This is a genomic window from Streptomyces sp. NPDC031426, from assembly GCF_055581585.1.
In genome coordinates, this window is the sequence record NZ_JBVIJE010000011.1 from 26,850 (window position 1) to 44,219 (window position 17,370).

21 protein-coding genes are annotated in these 17,370 nt (G+C 71.1%); 14 read left to right on the forward strand and 7 right to left on the reverse strand.

Annotated features, from left to right (window positions below):
• Positions 1 to 47: 47 nt before the first annotated feature.
• The 5 genes from ACZ5NH_RS23420 to ACZ5NH_RS23440 form a co-directional block, all read right to left on the reverse strand.
• A complete protein-coding gene (locus ACZ5NH_RS23420; RefSeq protein WP_388619287.1) occupies positions 48 to 1,013 on the reverse strand; it encodes an isopenicillin N synthase family dioxygenase in 966 nt (321 codons plus the stop codon).
• Complete coding sequence (locus ACZ5NH_RS23425) at positions 1,006 to 1,455, reverse strand: nucleoside deaminase (RefSeq protein WP_468777813.1); 450 nt, start codon at positions 1,453 to 1,455, stop codon at positions 1,006 to 1,008. The genes ACZ5NH_RS23420 and ACZ5NH_RS23425 overlap by 8 nt, the downstream gene beginning before the upstream one ends.
• Before the next feature lie 109 nt (positions 1,456 to 1,564).
• Positions 1,565 to 1,921, reverse strand: coding sequence for a hypothetical protein (locus ACZ5NH_RS23430; RefSeq protein ID WP_468777815.1), 357 nt, complete (start codon positions 1,919 to 1,921; stop codon positions 1,565 to 1,567).
• A complete protein-coding gene (locus ACZ5NH_RS23435) occupies positions 1,918 to 2,628 on the reverse strand; it encodes a DUF6232 family protein (RefSeq protein WP_468777817.1) in 711 nt (236 codons plus the stop codon). Before ACZ5NH_RS23435 ends, ACZ5NH_RS23430 begins: the two co-directional genes overlap by 4 nt.
• A 130-nt stretch (positions 2,629 to 2,758) precedes the next feature.
• Positions 2,759 to 3,733, reverse strand: coding sequence for a quinone oxidoreductase family protein (locus ACZ5NH_RS23440; RefSeq protein ID WP_468777819.1), 975 nt, complete (start codon positions 3,731 to 3,733; stop codon positions 2,759 to 2,761).
• A gap of 101 nt (positions 3,734 to 3,834) precedes the next feature.
• Between ACZ5NH_RS23440 and ACZ5NH_RS23445 the strand changes: the two genes are divergently transcribed.
• The 5 genes from ACZ5NH_RS23445 to ACZ5NH_RS23465 all read left to right on the forward strand — a co-directional run bounded on the left by ACZ5NH_RS23445 (position 3,835) and on the right by ACZ5NH_RS23465 (position 8,960).
• Complete coding sequence (locus tag ACZ5NH_RS23445) at positions 3,835 to 4,167, forward strand: ArsR/SmtB family transcription factor (RefSeq protein ID WP_468777821.1); 333 nt, start codon at positions 3,835 to 3,837, stop codon at positions 4,165 to 4,167.
• Between the two features lie 99 nt (positions 4,168 to 4,266).
• Complete coding sequence (locus ACZ5NH_RS23450) at positions 4,267 to 5,568, forward strand: hypothetical protein (RefSeq protein WP_468777823.1); 1,302 nt, start codon at positions 4,267 to 4,269, stop codon at positions 5,566 to 5,568.
• Positions 5,565 to 7,169, forward strand: coding sequence for a vWA domain-containing protein (locus ACZ5NH_RS23455; protein ID WP_468777825.1), 1,605 nt, complete (start codon positions 5,565 to 5,567; stop codon positions 7,167 to 7,169). Before ACZ5NH_RS23450 ends, ACZ5NH_RS23455 begins: the two co-directional genes overlap by 4 nt.
• Positions 7,156 to 7,911, forward strand: a complete 756-nt coding sequence (locus ACZ5NH_RS23460; RefSeq protein ID WP_468777827.1) for a hypothetical protein — start codon at positions 7,156 to 7,158, stop codon at positions 7,909 to 7,911. Before ACZ5NH_RS23455 ends, ACZ5NH_RS23460 begins: the two co-directional genes overlap by 14 nt.
• Positions 7,912 to 8,003: 92 nt before the next feature.
• The gene (locus ACZ5NH_RS23465; RefSeq protein ID WP_468777829.1) at positions 8,004 to 8,960 is read left to right on the forward strand and encodes a DMT family transporter; all 957 of its coding nucleotides are present in this window, start codon (positions 8,004 to 8,006) and stop codon (positions 8,958 to 8,960) included.
• On the opposite strand, the gene ACZ5NH_RS23470 is transcribed toward ACZ5NH_RS23465, so the two are convergent.
• A complete protein-coding gene (locus ACZ5NH_RS23470) occupies positions 8,848 to 9,738 on the reverse strand; it encodes a LysR family transcriptional regulator (RefSeq protein WP_468777831.1) in 891 nt (296 codons plus the stop codon). The genes ACZ5NH_RS23465 and ACZ5NH_RS23470 overlap by 113 nt on opposite strands.
• Positions 9,738 to 10,025 (reverse strand): PLD nuclease N-terminal domain-containing protein, encoded by a 288-nt coding sequence (locus ACZ5NH_RS23475; protein WP_468777833.1) that lies wholly within the window; start codon positions 10,023 to 10,025, stop codon positions 9,738 to 9,740. Before ACZ5NH_RS23475 ends, ACZ5NH_RS23470 begins: the two co-directional genes overlap by 1 nt.
• A gap of 75 nt (positions 10,026 to 10,100) precedes the next feature.
• Between ACZ5NH_RS23475 and ACZ5NH_RS23480 the strand changes: the two genes are divergently transcribed.
• The 9 genes from ACZ5NH_RS23480 (at position 10,101) to ACZ5NH_RS23520 (ending at position 17,345) form a co-directional block, all read left to right on the forward strand.
• Positions 10,101 to 11,558, forward strand: a complete 1,458-nt coding sequence (locus tag ACZ5NH_RS23480) for a menaquinone biosynthesis decarboxylase (protein ID WP_468777835.1) — start codon at positions 10,101 to 10,103, stop codon at positions 11,556 to 11,558.
• Positions 11,555 to 12,457: a menaquinone biosynthesis prenyltransferase MqnP gene (gene mqnP / locus ACZ5NH_RS23485; RefSeq protein WP_388619315.1), complete on the forward strand. Its 903-nt coding sequence runs from the start codon at positions 11,555 to 11,557 to the stop codon at positions 12,455 to 12,457. Before ACZ5NH_RS23480 ends, mqnP begins: the two co-directional genes overlap by 4 nt.
• A 143-nt stretch (positions 12,458 to 12,600) precedes the next feature.
• The gene (locus tag ACZ5NH_RS23490) at positions 12,601 to 13,257 is read left to right on the forward strand and encodes a UbiX family flavin prenyltransferase (protein WP_388619317.1); all 657 of its coding nucleotides are present in this window, start codon (positions 12,601 to 12,603) and stop codon (positions 13,255 to 13,257) included.
• 48 nt (positions 13,258 to 13,305) lie between these two features.
• Complete coding sequence (locus ACZ5NH_RS23495; RefSeq protein WP_059251851.1) at positions 13,306 to 13,761, forward strand: Lrp/AsnC family transcriptional regulator; 456 nt, start codon at positions 13,306 to 13,308, stop codon at positions 13,759 to 13,761.
• Between the two features lie 41 nt (positions 13,762 to 13,802).
• Entirely contained in the window at positions 13,803 to 14,966 is a 1,164-nt protein-coding gene (mqnE, locus tag ACZ5NH_RS23500; protein WP_388619320.1) for an aminofutalosine synthase MqnE, read from the forward strand.
• 109 nt (positions 14,967 to 15,075) lie between these two features.
• A complete protein-coding gene (locus tag ACZ5NH_RS23505; RefSeq protein WP_468777838.1) occupies positions 15,076 to 15,735 on the forward strand; it encodes a UdgX family uracil-DNA binding protein in 660 nt (219 codons plus the stop codon).
• 16 nt (positions 15,736 to 15,751) lie between these two features.
• Positions 15,752 to 16,276, forward strand: coding sequence for a GNAT family N-acetyltransferase (locus ACZ5NH_RS23510; RefSeq protein ID WP_468777840.1), 525 nt, complete (start codon positions 15,752 to 15,754; stop codon positions 16,274 to 16,276).
• Between the two features lie 75 nt (positions 16,277 to 16,351).
• The gene (locus ACZ5NH_RS23515) at positions 16,352 to 16,660 is read left to right on the forward strand and encodes a DUF4229 domain-containing protein (protein ID WP_450982819.1); all 309 of its coding nucleotides are present in this window, start codon (positions 16,352 to 16,354) and stop codon (positions 16,658 to 16,660) included.
• 10 nt (positions 16,661 to 16,670) lie between these two features.
• Entirely contained in the window at positions 16,671 to 17,345 is a 675-nt protein-coding gene (locus ACZ5NH_RS23520) for a TetR/AcrR family transcriptional regulator (protein ID WP_468777842.1), read from the forward strand.
• The last annotated feature ends 25 nt before the right edge of the window (positions 17,346 to 17,370 follow it).

Consider the following 17,370-nt stretch of genomic DNA (forward strand, 5'->3'; position numbering starts at 1 on the left):
GCCGAACGCGGAAGTGAACAACCGACGGTGAGGCGCCGGGGCCGGGTTCACCCGACGGTGATCGAGTCCAGCTTCTCGCGCAGGTACACATGCGAGTCGACCGGCGGGTACGCCACCCGGCCCACCGGCGCCGGCACGGACTCCACGCGGGTGCCCGGGTTGCACTCGCCGAAGTACACGAGCGACATCAGCTCCTCGGCGGGCGCGTCGACGGGCGGAGGCAGCACCCGGTGCCGCCCGGAGCGCCACCGGTCGCCGGTCCAACGGGCCAGCAAGTCACCGACGTTGATGGTGAAGGCGGCCGGGTCGTACGGCGCGTCCTCCCAGCCGCCGGCGTCGGTGTACACCTGAAGCCCGCCCTTCCCGGCCTGCCGGTCCAGGACGGTCACGGTGCCGAAGTCGGTGTGCGGCCCGATCCGGAACTGCCCCGGCAGCGGCTCGCCGACGACGTCCGTCCCGGGATACCAGTTGATGTTGAAGCCGTACGTCGGACGGTCCATGTGCCGGGAGAAGAAGTCGGGTTCGAGTCCGAGCGCGTATCCCAGCAGCGACAGCAGCTCCTTCTCCAGGGCGGCCATGCGCGCCAGATACGTCCTGCACAGCTCCCGGAGCTCCGGCACCTCGGCCGGCCACACGTTGGGCGCGTACCACTCGGCGTCGACCACCGGGTCCTCGAACGGCTCGTCCGTCGCGAAGGTCAGCGACTCCTTCAGGTCGGGCGGTGTCTCGGTCCCCTCCGCGTACCCGTTGGCCTCGGCACCGGGCCCGAGCCAGCCCCGGCCGCCGACCTTCGCCTCGTACCGCTGCTTGACCTCGACGGGCAGCAGAAAGAACTCCCGCGCCGCCCGCCGGATCCCCGCCCGCAGCTCCGGCTCCACCCCGTGCCCGGTGACCAGAAGGAATCCGGCGGTCCGCAGCGCCTGGTCGACGGTACGGGCGAGGCCGGCCCGAGCCGCCTCGTCACCGGCCGACCAGGGCCGCAGATCGATGGTGGGAACACGCGCGTCAGTCACCGATGTCCTCGTTCCACAGCTCGGGGTTGTCCTTGACGAAGGCGCGCATCATCGTCACGCACTCGGGGTCCTCCAGAACCAGGATCTCCACGCCGTGACCGGCCAGCCACTCGTGGCCGCCGAGGAAGGTGGTGGCCTCGCCGATCACCACCCGGGAGATACCGAACTGGCGGACCAGGCCGCTGCAGTACCAGCAGGGGGAGAGGGTGGTGACCATGGTCGTGCCACGGTACGTGCGCTGCCGCCCCGCCGCCCGGAACGCGGCCGTCTCAGCATGCATCGAGGGGTCGCCGTCCTGCACCCGGCGGTTGCGGCCCCGGCCGAGGAGGGTGCCGTCCGGGGCGTACAGCGCGGCGCCGATGGGGATCCCGCCCTCTTCCAGCCCGGCACGGGCCTCTGCTACGGCGGTGGCAAGCCAGGCGCGGGCCTGTCGTTCGTCCATGGCTTCACTGTGCTGGGCGGGGGAGCGGCGGGGCAACAGCGCCCCGAAGGGGCGCTGGGACCTCACCCGGCACGGCGGAGCACCTCCGCGGCGGTCACCCTCCCGCCGACTACCCGCTGATCATCCCGATGACCGCCCGCACCGCCTCGGCCACGGGCTGGCCGACGGCCCCGACCGTGGTGGCGATCCCCGCGATGGCCATCAGCGCTCGGTGCCGTTCCTGCGCGGGCACGGTGGCGTCGGGGCTGAGGGCGGGCAGGGACTCGTCCAGGAGCTGGGCGCTGGGCGTCGGCACCTGCGCCCGCAACTCGGCGATCAGCCGGTGCAGTTCGGCGAGGGCGGCGACCAGGGCCGGGTCCTGCTGCCCGGCTCCGGCGCCCGCCTGGTTCTTGACGATGCCCTGGTTGCCCTGGCCGCCGTACATGTTCACGTTGTCGCCGTAGTAGTAGTTGTTCGAGCCGCTCATGCGCCGATCCCCACGTTTCCGCTGCCGCCGTACATGTTGACGTTGTCGCCGAAGTAGTAGTTCTTCGGCGAGACGGTGAGGCTCTCCACCGTGACCTTGAACTCGACGTCCGGATGATCGATGGCGTAGGAGATCTGGCCGACGATCTGGTCCAGGTACTGCGCGTTCTGGCTGGTGACCAGCGCGGTCGACGCACCTGAGGTCTCGATCGCGAGGACGTGCTGCGGGGCGGCGGTCAGGATGCCGACCATCTCGATCAGGAAGTAGATCTCGGCGAGGGCGGCAACGATCCAGACGAACACGACATAGCCGGCAGCACCGGAGTTGCCGTCCCCTCCGCCCCCGTTGATGGAGGCCAGCAGTCCCGGCAGCATCGCGAGGAAGCCGACGATCATCGTCACGGCGGTGTACCGCAGGAACCGCAGCACCGCCTCCTTGCGCTTGGGGCGCATGACGAAGGTGTAGACGCGGGCGATGTTGTGCAGCGGGTACACCGCCGCCCCGATCCACAGGATCCGCTTGCTGACCCGCAGATCGACCCGGACCGGCGCCGGATGAGCCGGCGGCGCGGGGACGTCCGGCATGCCCGGCGCAGCGGCGGGCACGGTGGCCGGCGCAGCGGGCGGCGCGGTGGGTGCGGACGTCGGCCGGGTGGGTACGGGTGGCGGATCCTGGTCCGGGCGCTCGGGTGGCTGGCCGTTCTGCATCTGCTTCTGTCCCCCAGAGGTCAGGCGATCCCTCGCAACTCAGTGACGACCATTAACAACATCCCCGCTCGGGATGGCAAGTCGTTATGAATCGCGAAGTTCCCTGGGCCCGGGAGAAGTTGACGGACACTCAGTCGGCCATCCGCAGCAGCAGCTTCCCCGTGCTCGACCGTCCTCCCATCAGCCGGTGCGCCTCCGCCGCCCGGTCGAGCGGGAACTCGGCCGTCACCGGCAGGGTCACCGTGCCGTCGACCGCCTTCGCGAACGCCCGCTCCGACAGCCGGCGCAGCGCGTCCGGCGCGGTCCGGGCCAGGTTCAGGATGGAGAAGCCGGAGACCGAGACGCCGAGCGGGTACAGCTCGGGCCGGCCCACGCTCCACGGCTCGGCGCCGCTCGCGTTGCCGTAGGAGACCAGGCGCCCGAAGACCGCCAGCGAGGCCAGTCCGGCGCGCAGGGTGTCGCCGCCGACGGGGTCCAGCACCAGGTCGGCACCGCGCCCCCCGGTCGCCGCGCGCACCGGCTCCTGGAAGGCGCCGACGAACACCTCGTCGTAGCCGTGGCTCTTGGCGTGGGCGGCCTTCGCGGCCGAGGACACCACGCCGTACACCGCCCCGGCGCCCGCCGCCCGCGCGAGCTGCCCGACCGCCGTGCCGACCCCGCCGGCCGCGCCCTGGACGAGGACCGACTCGCCGGGCTGGAGCCGGCCGACGGTGTGGACGAGGGCGTAGGCCGTGGGCAGCACCGTCGGCAAGGTCGCGGCGGTGCGCAGGTCCAGGCCGGCGGGGACCGGGAAGACGGTCGTCGCCTCGGCCACCGCCACCTCCGCGTAGGCGCCGCCCTCGGTGAGCGCGACCACCTCCTGGCCGACGGTGAGTCCCGTGACGCCCGCGCCGAGCGCGCGGACCCGGCCGGAGACCTCCAGGCCGGGGACGTACGGCAGCGCGGGCACCCGGTAGCCCTCCGCGCGGGCCTTGAGGTCGGCGAAGTTCACGCCGGTGTAGGCCACGTCGATGCTCACCTGCCCGGGGCCGGGCTCAGGCTCCTCGGCCGTCGCCACTCGCAGCACCTCGGGGCCGCCGTACTCCTGGAACTCCACCGCGCGCATGCCACACCCCTGGCTCGACTCGATTGTTCAATCAAAAGCGAACACTCGCGAGTGTATGGTTTCCATCGAACACTCGGCAAGCGGAAGAGGGGAGCGTGGCAGTGACCACCGGTAGTCACCGGGCCGCCCCGGAGCACACCCACCCCGACGAGGTGTCCCTCCTCACGGCGCTCGCCGCACTCGCCGACCCCGTCCGCCTCACCCTGGTCCGGGAGCTGGCCGGCTCCGGCGACTGGACCCGCAGCTGCGGCAGCTTCGACGTGCCGGTCGGCAAGGCCGCCCTCAGCCACCACTTCGCGGTGCTGCGCGCGGCAGGGCTGGTGGAGCAGCGGGACGAGGGTCCCCGGAGGGTCAACCGGCTGCGCCGGGCCGAGTTCGACGACCGCTTCCCTGGGCTGCTCGACCTCGTGCTGCGCGCCGACGGCAGATTCTGACGCTCCTTCACATTTCCTTCAGTTCAAGTTCGTTGGGCGTTCCCTTCGCCATCGTCCGGGCGGCGGACGATCCTGTCCCCGCTGACGCAGGAGACACGGGTGGCCACACACAGAGCCGAGACCGAGAGACCCCGTCAGACCGGCGAGCCCCGCCTGCGGGTCGGGGAGCCGGTGGTCGCGCCCACGCGCGGCTCCACGGCACGGCGGTGGCTCCCGCGCGCCGTCGCCGCCGTCACCGCCCTGTGTGCGATCGTCGTCCTCGCCCAGGGCCATGTCGGCCTGCCCTTCACCCACATCGTCACGATCGAGGCCAAGATGGCCTCGAAGGCCGACTACTTCGAGGATCCGGAGGTCCAGCGGCTGCTCGTCCGGCACGGCTTCCGGGTGCACATCACCCGCATGGGCTCGCGGGGTATCGCCGCCCAGAGCTACGACGGCTACGACGTCGTCTTCCCCTCCGGGCAGCCCGCCGCCGACCTGATCACCAGGAAGCGCGCGGCCGAGGGCCACCCGGCGACGACGTACCGCCCGTTCGTCAGCCCGGTCGTCCTCGGCACCTACCGCGAGTACGCCGAGACGCTGCAGGACGCGGGGATCGCCACCCCGTTACCGGGCGTGCCGACCGGGTCCAAGCCGCTCTACTACTCGCTGAACATGCAGAAGTTCCTGCAGGCCACCGCCGACGGCCGCCGCTGGGACCTGCTCGGCACCGACCGGAACGGCCACCGCATCGGCATCGACCGGCACGGCATCCACAACGGCAACAAGGTGCTCGCCCAGACCTCGGACATCTGCGAGGCCAACTCCGCCGGCACCTATCTGGGGCTCGTCTCCTACGTCTGGAACCACGACAACATCCCGCAGGACACGGCCGAGGCGACCCGGTTCGCCGAGCGGATAAGGCTCCTCCTCAACGACCAGGGCATGCCGTCCTCCGAGAAGAACGAGACCTACGTCTCCGCCGAGGGCAAGAGCATCGCGCCGATCGCGGTGATCTACGAGCACCAGTTCCTGGCCCACCAGATCGCCACCCAGGCCGGCACCGGGCACATCGACAGCGAGCGCGTGCTGCTCTATCCGTCGGCCCGGTTCATCACCGAGCCGCAGCTCATCGCGCTCACCCCGGCCGGCGACCGGCTCGGCGACCTGATCAGCAAGGACCCGGCGCTGCAGAAGCGGGCGATGGAGCTGGGCTTCCGGGTCCGGGACGCCGAGGGCGCCTCCGCCACCAGCGACTCGCTGACCCGGTTCCTCACCGACCACCACGTCCAGGCGCCCGTCCTGTCGGACGACGACACCAAGGCGGTGCTGCCCCGGCTCGACCTGCTGGAGAAGATGATAGAGACCGTCGGCGACTGCGACGCCGTGCCCCGGTCGGCGGCCGGCGGGGAGGCGCCATGACCGCCATGACCGGCCGCGGACTCAGGGCCGCCCTCTGCCTGGTCCTGCTCGCCGCGCTCGGCGGCCTCGTCTCCTGCTCCGGCGGGGGCGGCGGCCCCGACACCACCCTGCACGTCCTCGCCAGCGACGAACTCACCGACATGGCGCCCCTGTTGGACCAGCTCCGGCAGGACACCGGGGTCCGCCTGGAGCTGGACTACCGGCCGACCAACGACGCGAGCGACACCCTGCTGACCGGCCGCCACTCCTACGACCTGGCCTGGCTCTCCTCCGACCGCTACTTCCGGCTGAAGGCCAAGAAGGCCGCCGCCGGGACCCACCCGGCCACCGTCGTGCAGAGCACCTCGATCATGCGCTCCCCGGTCGTCGTCGGCCTCACTCCGGACGTGGCCCGCACCCTGCGCGCCGAGGCGCCCGGCGGCCGCCTGTCCTGGGCGGACCTCGCCGACGCCGCCGCCACCGGCACCGTACGCTTCGGCATGGCCGACCCCCGGCACAGCAACAGCGGGCTCGCCGCGCTGGTCGGCGTCGCCACCGCCGCGGCCGGCACCGGCAGCGCGCTGCGCCCGCAGGACGTCAGCTGCGACCGGCTGCGCGGCTTCCGCTCCGGGCAGACCCTCACCGCCGAGAGCTCCCACGCCCTGCTGGACTCCTTCGCCGAGCACCCCGGCCGCACCAACGCCCTGATCACCTACGAGTCCGAACTGCTCACCCTGAACGCCTCCGGCCGCCTCAAGCAGCCCCTGGAGATCGTCCACCCCGCCGACGGCATGGTGCTGTCCGACTATCCGCTGCTGCTGCTCGACCCCGCCCGCCGGGACGCCTACGACCGCGTGGTGCAGTGGCTGACCGCCGCCGGCCACCAGCGGGAGATCATGCGGCGGACCCTGCGCCGCCCGGTCAGCACCGCCGTGACCCGCGACCCCCGGCTCACCGCGCCCCTGGACAACGCCCTGTACTTCCCGGACGACCCGGCCGTCCTCGACCGGCTGCTGGCCGACTACGGCGACCCCCGGCGCCGCGTCGCCGACCAGGTGATCTTCCTGCTGGACTTCTCCGCCTCCATGCGCGGCTCCCGGACCACCGCGCTCAAAGCCGCCTTCGCGGGGCTCAGCGGCGCGGACTCCTCCGCCACCGGCAAGTTCGTGCGCTTCTACCAGGGCGAGCGGCTGACCGTGATCCGCTTCGGCGGGCGCCCGCTGGACGAACGCACGGTCACCGTGCACGGCGGCGCCGACCTCACGGCCCTGACGGACCTCGTCTCCCACGGCGGCTACGACGGTTCGACCGCCGTCTGGTCCGCCCTCGACCACGGCTACGACGCCGCCGAGCGGGCCCTGCGCGAGGACCCGGGGCGGGCCGTGGCCATCGTGCTGATGACCGACGGCGAGAACAACGCCGGCATCGACCGCGCGACCTTCGTCAGCCGCTACCGGGCCCGGCCCGCCGACGCCCGCGCCGTGCACACCTACCCCGTCCACTTCGGCGACGCCGACGCGGCCGAACTGCGCCAGGTCGCCTCCGTCACCGGCGGCCGCATGGTCGACGCCCGTCACTCGTCCCTGTCCACCGCGTTCAAGGAGATCCGTGGCTGTTCTTGACGGCACCTGGTGGAGCGCCTGGTGGGGCGCGATGATCTGGTGGCTGGCGGCCTTCGCCGGCCTGCTCGTGCTGGCCGTGCTCGTCGTACGGCGGGCCCTCGTGCGCATCCGGAGGACGCCCGAGGACCCCCACTACCTTCCGCTGTACCTGGACAACGACGCGGTCATGGACGTGTTCAAGATGCGCAATCACCAGGCGGCGCTGCGCAAGGAGGTCGAGGAGCGGAACGTGCGCAACACCGGCTGTCTTGCGGCGATTCCGGTGCTCTCCCTGATGTTCCAGCTCACCGGGGACCGAACCACCGAGATCGTCGCCAAGTACGTCGAGGACAGCCAGCCGATACAGGTGATCGGGCTGCTGCTGTCCGTCCTGCGGCGCGGGGACGGGCTCGCCCAGGTGCGGCTGGGGCAGGACTCCGCGACGGTCACACCGAACCGCGCCCTCCTCGGCGCCGGGGTCACGGGCGACGTGGTGCTCAGCGAGATCGGCGAATTCGTCATGATCACCGGCCGGTTCGAGGCCCAGGACCCGCAGGGCGAGACCCTGGTGATGCGGGCCCCCTACGGAGACGGCGAGCGGTCCGCGCGCCTGCGGGTCGTGCTGCGCCCCGCCGGGCTGCGCCCCCCGGGCCGGCAGTTGCCCGAGGGCCAGTTCCGGGCCCACTGTCTGGGCAAGGTGACGACCTGGCGCCCCGACACCCGCGAGGTCGTGCTCCAGTACCCGGTGGCCGTCTTCCAGTGAACTGGGGGTATCGGCACCGCCGATACCCCCATCGGCAGCGCCCCGCACCGGCGCGTGGACCGGCACCGGCGGCCGTTCGTAGCGTCATCGGCATGACCTCACAGACCAGGGGCACGGCCCAGCTGACCACCGCCATGATGCTCTCCGGCACCCTCGGCGTCTTCGTCGTCGAGTCCGGCGCCTCGCCCTTCGACGTCGTCTTCTTCCGCGTCCTGTTCGGCGCCCTCGCCCTCGGCGGCTATGTCGCCGCCCGCGGCTGGCTGCGCGACCACGGCTTCACCCGCCGCACCCTCGGACTCGCCGTCCTGGGCGGGGTGTTCATCGTCGTCAACTGGGTGCTGCTGTTCTCGGCGTACGAGAACACGTCCATCTCCGTGGCCACGGTCGTCTACCACACGCAGCCCTTCTACGTGGTCCTCCTCGGCGCCTTGCTGTTCCGTGAACGACTCACCGCCGCGAAGGTCGGCTGGATCGCCCTCGCCTTCGCCGGGCTGGTCCTCGTCTCCGGCGTCACCCCCGCCGACTTCGCGAGCGGCGGCACCTATCTGCTCGGCATCGGCCAGGCCCTCCTCGCCGCCCTGCTCTACGGCCTGTCCACCCTGGTGACCAAGCGGATCACCGGTGTCCGCCCGCACCTGATCGCCCTGGTCCAGGTCGTCGTCGGCATCCCGCTGCTGCTGCCCTTCGCGGACTTCGGCGCGATGGGCGGCACCGGCTGGAGGTGGGGCTGGCTCGTCGGGCTCGGCCTGATCCACACCGGGGTGATGTACGTCCTCATGTACGCCGCGTACGCCAAGCTGCCGACCGCGAAGATCGCCGTACTTGCCTTCGTGTACCCGGCCGTGGCGATGCTGATGGACTGGCTGGTCTACGGCCACCACATCGGGCTCGTCCAGGCGCTGGGCGTCCCGCTGATCGTGACGGCGAGCCTCAAGGTCACCCTCGCCCGTCCTGCTCGGCGACCAGTCGCCGCGCCTGCTCCACGAACAGCCGGGCGTGCGCCGGAAGCCGCTTCCCGGCCCGCCACGCCAGCTGCGTGCGAAGCGTGAACGGCGGCTCCCAGCCCAGCCGTACGAGAGAGCCCTCCGCGAGTTCGGCGGCGACCGTCACCTCGGGCAGCAGCGCGATCCCGAGGCCGGCCGCCGCCGCGCGCTTGGTGGCCTCGATCGTGCCGAACTCCATGAACTCCACGTCCCCGAAGGACTTCAGCTCGCGCTCGAACAGGTCCCGGTAGGCGCACCCGGGCTCGGTGGCCAGCAGCGGCTGGTCCGCCAGGGCGACGGTCGGCACGGCGGAGTCGCTCAGCGCGTGCCCGGGCGCCGCGACCAGCGCCAGCGGCTCCACCGCGAGCACCGCGCTCTCCAGCCCCGGGTGCTCGGTCCGCTCCTCCATCAGGAACCCGACGTCGTACGTGCCCTGACGCAGCGCCTGCCTGGTCTCGTCGCCGATGGTGGTGCGCAGCGCCAGCCGCACCCTGGGGTGGCGGTGGTGGAAGTACTCCAGCAGCGGCGGCAGCCGGTAGGAGGTGAGCGACTCCATGGTCCCGACGGTGAGGGTGCCGGCGGGCTCCGCCGGCTCGACGACGGCCGCCCGGGCCTCCTCGGTCAGCTCGATGATCTGCCGGGCGTACGGCAGCAGCCGCTCACCGGCCTCGGTGAGCCGGATCCGGCTGCCGAGCCGGTCGAACAGCTCGACGCCGAGGGCGGACTCCAGGGTGCGGATCTGACCGGTCACGCTGGACTGCGCGTACGACAGCTCGGCCGCGGCCCGGGTGAAGCTCAGCACCGTGGCGACCTTCTCGAAGGTGACGAGCAGCCGGAGTTCCATCAGGCCTGCTCGGGGTCGTCCTTGTTCAGGGACCTGAGGAACTCGGGGTTGTCGTCGGGCGCTACCCACTGCCCGGGCGCGGCACCGCCCGCCGGGACCGGCTGCCGCACCTTGCCGGTGATCAGCCAGGCGACCGGACCGACCAGCACCTCGCCGAAGAGCAGGATGATGATCACCCACACCACCTTCGGCAGATGCCGCACCTCTTCCTCCGGGGTGTTCAGGCAGTCCACGAAGGCGTAGATCCACAGCGCCAGCACCAGCAGGAACGGCAGATACCTGAGCATGGCGTGCGATCCCCCGACGAAGTGAGACGGCCCCGGTGACCGGGCCAGGGTATCGGGTGGCAGATACTGGGGCACATGGCTTACGACGATCTTCGCTCCCTGCTGCGGGCGCTGGAGCGCGAGGGCGACCTCAAGCGCATCAAGGCCGAGGTCGACCCGTATCTGGAAGTCGGGGAGATCGTCGACCGGGTGCAGAAGTCCGGCGGCCCCGCCCTGCTCTTCGAGAACGTGAAGGGCTCGGCGATGCCGCTGGCCATGAACGTCTTCGGCACCGACCGCCGCCTGCTGAAGGCGCTGGGCCTGAAGTCGTACGGCGAGATCTCCGAGAAGATCGGCGGCCTGCTGCGGCCCGAGCTGCCGCACGGCTTCGTCGGCGTGCGCGAGGCCTTCGGCAAGCTGGGCGCGATGACCCACGTGCCGCCGAAGAAGGTGAAATCCGACCATGCCCCCGTGCAGGAGGTCGTCCTGCACGGCGACGAGGTGGACCTCGACCGGCTCCCGGCGCTGTTCACCTGGCCGAAGGACGGCGGCTCCTTCTTCAACCTGGGGCTCACCCACACCAAGGACCCGGAGACGGGCATCCGCAACCTCGGCCTCTACCGCCTCCAGCGCCACGACCGGCGCACCATCGGCATGCACTGGCAGATCCACAAGGACAGCCGCAACCACTACCAGGTGGCCGCCCGCAGGGGCGAGCGGCTGCCCGTCGCCATCGCCTTCGGCTGCCCCCCGGCCGTCACCTACGCCTCCACCGCGCCCCTCCCCGGCGACATCGACGAGTACCTGTTCGCCGGGTTCATCGCGGGCAGGCGGATCGAGATGGTCGACTGCAAGACCGTGCCGCTCCAGGTGCCGGCGAACGCCGAGGTCGTCCTGGAGGGCTGGCTGGAACCGGGCGAGATGCTGCCCGAGGGCCCCTTCGGCGACCACACCGGCTTCTACACCCCGCAGGAGCCGTTCCCCGCGCTGAAGATCGACTGCGTGACCATGCGGAAGCGCCCGCTGCTCCAGTCGATCGTGGTCGGCCGGCCTCCGACGGAGGACGGGCCCCTCGGCCGCGCGACGGAGCGCTTCTTCCTCCCGCTGCTGAAGATCATCGTCCCGGACATCGTGGACTACCACCTGCCCGAGGCCGGCGGCTTCCACAACTGCGCGATCGTCGCGATCGACAAGAAGTACCCCAAGCACGCGCAGAAGGTGATGCACGCGATCTGGGGGGCGCACATGATGTCCCTGACCAAGCTGATCGTCGTCGTGGACTCCGACTGCGACGTGCACGATCTGCACGAGGTCGCCTGGCGGGCCCTCGGCAACACCGACTACGCCCGTGACCTCACGGTCGTCGAAGGCCCCGTCGACCATCTGGACCACGCCTCCTACCAGCAGTTCTGGGGCGGCAAGGCGGGGATCGACGCGACGAAGAAGTGGCCCGAGGAGGGCTACACCCGCGACGGGGGCTGGCCGGACATGGTCCTGTCGGACCCGGCTACGGCGGCCCTGGTGGACCGCCGCTGGAAGGAGTACGGCCTGTGAGCAGCGCTTCCGCCGCGATCCCCCAGCCGGGACGCACGAAGGCCTTTCTGCGCCTGGTGATGATCGAGCACTCGGTCTTCGCGCTCCCCTTCGCCTACATCGCCTCCCTCACGGCGATGTACGCGTGGGACAAGAACATCCACTGGGGCCGGCTGCTCCTGGTCACGGTCTGCATGGTCGGCCTGCGCACGTTCGCGATGGCCGTCAACCGGATCATCGACCGCGAGATCGACGCCCGGAACCCGCGTACGGCCCACCGCGAGCTGGTGACCGGCGCGATGACCGTCCGGCACGCCTGGACCGGCGCCCTGATCGCCCTGGTGGTCTTCCTGGGCGCGGCGGCTCTGCTCAACCCGCTCTGCCTGGCCCTGGCGCCGGTGGCGGTGATCCCGATGGTGGTCTACCCCTACGGCAAACGGTTCACGAACTTCCCGCAGGCCATCCTCGGCCTCGCCCAGGCGATGGGGCCGGTGGGCGGCTGGCTGGCCATCTCCGGGACCTGGAACTGGGACGCGGTGATCCTCGGCCTCGCCGTCGGCATCTGGATCGGCGGCTTCGACCTGATCTACGCCTGCCAGGACGTGGAGACCGACCGCGAGATCGGCGTCATGTCGGTCCCGGCCCGCTTCGGCGTCCCGGCCGCGATCTGGGGCGCGCGGGCCTGCCACACGATCACGACGGCCCTGTTCGTCTGGTACGGCGTCGTCACCGGCGCGGGTGCCTTCTTCTGGCTGGGCCTGCTGATCGTCGCGGGTGCGTTCGTCTACGAGCACTCGATCGTCCGACCGCACGACCTCTCCCGCCTGAACAGGGCGTTCTTCTCGACGAACGGCTTCATCGGGATCAGCCTTTTCGTGTGCGCCCTCATCGATCTGCTGGTGCGCGGCCTGACGCCGTAGCCCGTTCGGGTGGCTCCGGCAGGCCTGCCGGGCGGCTCGCAGCGACCTTCCGGTGCGCGTGCGGGGATCGTGGCCCGGCCGCCCGACACGCACGTCGGGCGGCCGGATAGGCTCGATATGTGAACGCAGGAGAATCGCAGCGCGTGCCTTGGATCGTGGGGGTGTCCGGTGCTTCCGGGACGCCGTATGCGGCGGCCGTGCTGCGCGCACTGCTGGCGGCGGGGGAGACGGTCGACCTGGTGGTCAGCCGGGCCTCGCGGCTGACGCTGGTGGACGAGACGGGCATCTCGTTCCGCGACGCCCACTGGCGGGACGACCTGCGGGAATGGCTGGCCCGGGGAGCCGACGGCAAGCCCGGGACCTTCGACGTGGACATCAGCGGGGTGCGGTACTGGACCGCGGGCGACCTCGCGGCCGGACCGTCCTCGGGGTCGTACCCGGCCAAGGGGATGCTGATCGTGCCCGCCTCGACGGCCTGTGTCGCGGGCGTCGCGCTGGGCCTGTCCAAGGATCTGTTGCAGCGGGCGGCGAGCGTCACCCTCAAGGAGCGCCGCCCCCTGGTCGTGGCCGTACGCGAGACCCCGCTGAACGGCCAGACCCTGAGGCACCTCGTGGCGCTGGACGACGCCGGCGCGAGCGTCGTACCGGCCTCGCCCGCCTTCTACACGGGCGCCACCCACATCCAGGACCTGGTGGACTTCGTCGCCGGGCGGGTGCTGGACGCGGCAGGCGTCGGGCACGGCCTGTACCGGCGGTGGCGCGGCGAGCTGGGCGGCGGCACAGCGGGCAACCAGCAGTAGCACTACCTCTCATCACTTCAGGAACTTTCACCGGAAGGCTTCGATCGCATGGACGCGGTGGACAGGCAGCTCATCCAGGCCCTGAGGGAGAACGGCCGGGCCTCGTACGCGGAGCTGGGGCGCCTCGTCGGCCTGTCGGGCCCCAGCGTCACCGACCGCATCAACCGTCTTGAGGCGGCCGGTGTCATCACCGGCTACCGCGCCACGGTGAACGCGGCCTCGCTCGGTCTCGGCGTCACCGCGCTGATCGGCATCTCGCTCTCCGACGCCGCCGACCACGAGGACGTCGCCCAGCGCCTCAGGGACCTGCCGGAGATCGAGGACTGCTGGTTCATCGCCGGCGACGACTCCTACATGCTCAAGGTGCGGGCCACCGACGTGGACGGCCTGGAGCGGATCATCCGGCGGCTCAGCGGCACCAAGGGCGTCTCCCGCACCCGTACCACCATCGTGCTGTCCACGAAGTGGGAGAACCGGGTCGGGGAGCTGCCCGAAGAGGTCTAGGGATACGGTTGGTCCGGCTGTCGTAGAAAGGGCGTGTTGGCATGGACGTCGGGCTCAAGCGCGAGCTGGAGGAGAAGGTCCGCTCCGGTGAGCGGCTGACCCGCGAGGACGGCATCGCGCTGTACGAGTCGGACGACCTGGCGTGGCTGGGCGGGCTCGCCCACGAGGTGCGGACCCGCAAGAACGGTGACGTGGTCCACTTCAACGTCAACCGGCACCTCAACATGACCAACGTGTGCACGGCCTCCTGCGCCTATTGCTCCTTCCAGCGCAAGCCGGGCGAGAAGGACGCGTACACGATGCGCATCGAGGAGGCGGTGAAGCTCGCCAAGGCGATGGAGTCGGAGAACCTCACCGAGCTGCACATCGTCAACGGCCTGCACCCGAACCTGCCGTGGCGGTACTACCCCCGCTCCCTGCGCGAGCTGAAGGCCGCCCTCCCGAACGTCTCTCTGAAGGCCTTCACGGCGACGGAGATCCACCACTTCGAGACGATCAGCGGTCTGTCCGCCTCGGAGATCCTGGACGAGCTGATCGACGCGGGCCTGGAGTCGCTCACCGGCGGCGGCGCGGAGATCTTCGACTGGGAGGTCCGGCAGCACATCGTGGACCACCGCACCCACTGGGAGGACTGGTCCCGCATCCACCGCCTGGCGCACGAGAAGGGTCTGAAGACCCCGTGCACCATGCTCTACGGGCACATCGAGGAGCCGAGGCACCGGGTCGACCACGTCCTGCGGCTGCGCGAGCTGCAGGACGAGACCGGCGGCTTCCAGGTCTTCATCCCGCTGCGCTACCAGCACGACTTCGTGGACATGAAGGACGGCAAGGTACGGAACACCCTCCAGGCCCGTACCCAGATGGCCACCGGCGCGGAGGCCCTGAAGACCTTCGCGGTCTCCCGTCTGCTGTTCGACAACGTCCCGCACGTCAAGGTCTTCTGGGTGATGCACGGCGTGCAGACCGCCCAGCTGGCCCTCCAGCACGGCGCGGACGACATGGACGGCTCGGTCGTGGAGTACAAGATCACCCACGACGCGGACAACTACGGCACCCCGAACAAGCTGACCCGCGAGGACCTGCTGGACCTGATCCGCGACGCCGGCTTCCGCCCGGTGGAGCGCAACACGCGGTACGAGATCATCCGCGAGTACGAGGGTCCGGACCCGGCGCGCAGGGAGTCCCCGCAGCCGATGCGGGTCTGACTTTGAGGGGCGCGGGGAACTGCGCGACCGGCCCCGACGCAGCCGCAGCCGGGCGACGGACGGAGCACCCCCTTCGTTCGCCGTCCCCGCGCGGGGGTACCCGGCACACATGGCTGTCACGAAGGCCCCCGAGGACGCCTACACGGCGGCGCCCTTCGTTCCGGAGGGCGCCAGTCTCACCGCTCTGCGCAAAGCCGCCGCAGGCTGCCGTGGTTGCCCTCTGCACGAGAACGCCACCCAGACGGTGTTCGGCGCGGGCAACGCGCACGCCCGCGTCATGCTCGTCGGTGAGCAGCCCGGCGACCAGGAGGACCGGCAGGGCAAGCCCTTCGTCGGGCCCGCGGGCCGCATGCTGGACAAGGCGCTCGCGGAGGCCGGCATCGACCCCGGCGACGCGTACGTCACCAACGCCGTCAAGCACTTCAAGTTCACCCAGGCCGAGCCCCGCAAGCGCCGTATCCACAAGGCGCCGAGCCTGAGGGAGATGACCGCCTGCGGCCCCTGGCTCGCGGCGGAACTGGCGCTGGTCGAGCCCGAGCTGATCGTGGTGCTGGGTGCGACGGCGGGGAAGGCGCTGCTGGGGTCGTCCTTCCGGGTGGGCGAGGTGCGCGGCACCGTCCTGGAGCGGGAGATCCACGGGCGCCCCGAGCGGCTGGTGCCGACCGTGCACCCGTCCTCGGTGCTGCGGGCCCAGGACGACGAGGACAGGAAGGCCGCGTACCAGGGGCTCGTCGCCGATCTGAAGGTGGCCGCACGCGCCCTGGGGTAATAGCTACACTTCACCCATGCCGCTTACCTTCACGCTGGACCCCGCCATCACCCCGGCCCTGCGCGACGGCATCCTGGACCTGTGGACGGACGTGTCCAACGCGGGCGGTGCCGTGGGTTTCGTGCCGCCGGTGAGCCGGGAGGACATCCGGCCGGAGCTGGTGCGGCACTTCGTGGGCATGGCCGAGGGGCGGCACCGGCTGCTCGTCGGGTACGACGAGACGGGCGAACCGGCCGCGACCGCGTTCTTCGCCTTCAACACCCACCGGCTCCAGACGCACTGGCTGTGGCTGTACACGGTGATGGTCCACCCGAGGCACCAGGGCAAGGGCTACGGCCGTGACCTGCTGGCGGCCGCCGCGGACGCGGCCCGTACCTTCGGCGGCATCGACGCGATCCGGCTGACCTGCCGGGGCGGCCTCGGCCTGGAGCGGTTCTACGGCTCCTGCGGCTACAAGGAGGTCGGCCGGGTGCCCGGCGCCGTCCGGGTGGCGCCCGGCGACGACCGCGACGACATCATCATGCTGCTCCCCCTCCACTGACCCCGCTGCAAGATCCCTCCCCGTCCGTGCTTCACTGGACGATGACCCCTTTTGGAATCGGACGAGTGGATTGAGATGCTCCGCTACACGCTGATGCGCCTCGGCATCTTCGCCGGCTGCCTCGTGGTCGTCTGGGGAGCCGTCTACTCCGGCATCTTCCCGCACGGCTTCGGCAGCTCCAACGGCCTGTGGGTGCTGCTGCTCGCGCTGATCCTGTCGGCGCCGATCAGCTGGGTGGTGCTGCGCAAGGAGCGGGACCGGGCCTCGGTGCAGATCGTGACCAGGGTCGACCGGATGAAGGCCAACCTGGAGGCCAACCGCAGCCAGGAGGACGGCGCCGACGACGCCGCGAGGACGCAGGGCGAGGCGGCCGCGTCCAACTAGTCTTGCCCCCATGGGTGGGGCGAGGGCGAAGCGGATGCCGCGTGCGGTGCGGGAGCAGCAGATGCTCGACGCCGCCGTACAGATCTTCGGGCAACGCGGCTACATGGCCGCCTCCATGGACGAGATAGCCGAGCTGGCCGGTGTCTCCAAGCCCTTGGTCTACCTGTACCTGAACTCCAAGGAAGACCTCTTCACCGCCTGCATCCGGCGCGAGGCCACCGCCCTCACCCAGGCCGTCCGCGCCGGCGTCCGCACGGACCTCCCCGCCGACCGGCAGCTCTGGGACGGCCTCCGGGCCTTCTTCGCGCACACCGCCGAGCACCCCGACGCCTGGTCCGTGCTCCACCTCCAGGCCCGCACCCACGGCGAACCCTTCGCGACCGAGGCCGCCGCGATGCGCAGGGAGATCGTGGCGTTCGTGACCCGGCTGGTCGCGATCGCAGCGCGGGAGGCCCACCGCGACCCCGACCTCCCCGAACACGAGGTGGCGGGCCTGGCCGAGGCGCTGGTGGGCGCGGCGGAGGCACTGGCCGCGTGGGCCAACGGCACGCCCGGCGTCACGGCTCGCCAGGCGGCGACCACCTTGATGAACTTCGCCTGGTCGGGCCTGGGCAACCTGATGCGGGGCAACTCATGGACACCGTTGGCGGAACCAACCCAGGGGCGCGGGGAACTGCGCGAGTAACCCACGACGGACCGGCACTCGGCAA